This is a genomic window from Komagataeibacter kakiaceti JCM 25156, assembly GCF_000613305.1.
On record NZ_BAIO01000736.1, the window covers coordinates 1 to 898 of the forward strand.

The window sequence follows — 898 nt, forward strand, 5'->3', positions numbered from 1 at the left end:
GTGTGTGTTATTGATGCGCGGGTCATCCAGCATGCGGCGGGCGTCCTCCACCGTAAGGCCCGGCCCCTTCGCCCCATCGGCCAGCACCCGCCCGGTTGTGCCGACAATATCCGGGGCGGAAGCGAAGGCGTCGGCGCAGACCGCCAGATAGTTACGGTCGGGCAGGAAATCATCATCGAAAAACAGGATGATATCCGTCTCGCCCACATGATCCAGAATGACGTTGCGCTGATGCGCCAGCCCCCGTGGTCCCTGCAGGATCTGGAGATCCGGGGCAGGGGACAGCCCGGCCACATCCGCCGGTGTCGGTGCGCAGACGATGATCTGCCGGGGCGGATGGCTCTGGCGGCGCAGTTCCGCAATGGTTTCACGCAAAATGGCGGGGCGTCCGCTGGTCGCGATCCCGACCGTGATCCGCAGGCCCTGCGCGGATGATGCGGCCGGGGTGAAAGCGGGGGGTGAAACCGCCGCCCCCCGCGCCAGCAGTTCGCGCGAAAGGGCGACATGACGCAACGTGTGGGTAAAGGATACCGGAAAGGAACGCATACGCGCGCGGGCCTGCCGGACCATGGCGGCACGGCGTTCGGGATCATTCGCGAGCGTGGCGATCGCCTGCCCCAGCGCATGCGGGTCGGCCGGGGGGACGTAAAACACGCAGTGCCCGTCCAGATAATGCCGCAGGCGCCGGTATTGGGGATGATGACCGGCAGGCCATGCCGGCTGGCTTCCTCGATCACCGCGAGATCGGCGGCATCCAGTTTTTCAGTCAGGGGGACGACCACAATATCCACCTCATCGTACAGGGCGCTCGGGCAGGCGGCGGGGCGGGCATGGGCAGGAAGCTCCCTGCGCCACAGGGTGGCGACACGGATGTCGCAGGCCATGCCCGGTGGCATGA

General features: G+C 66.7%; 2 protein-coding genes. One reads left to right on the forward strand and one right to left on the reverse strand.

Features of this window, described 5'->3' with window-relative positions:
• A partial coding sequence (locus JCM25156_RS27225; RefSeq protein ID WP_025814298.1) for a glycosyltransferase family 2 protein occupies positions 1 to 654 on the reverse strand: 654 nt, incomplete at its 3' end.
• A 59-nt stretch (positions 655 to 713) separates the two neighbouring features.
• Between JCM25156_RS27225 and JCM25156_RS18455 the strand changes: the two genes are divergently transcribed.
• On the forward strand, positions 714 to 898 hold a 185-nt coding region (locus JCM25156_RS18455; protein WP_025814299.1), incomplete at its 3' end, for a hypothetical protein.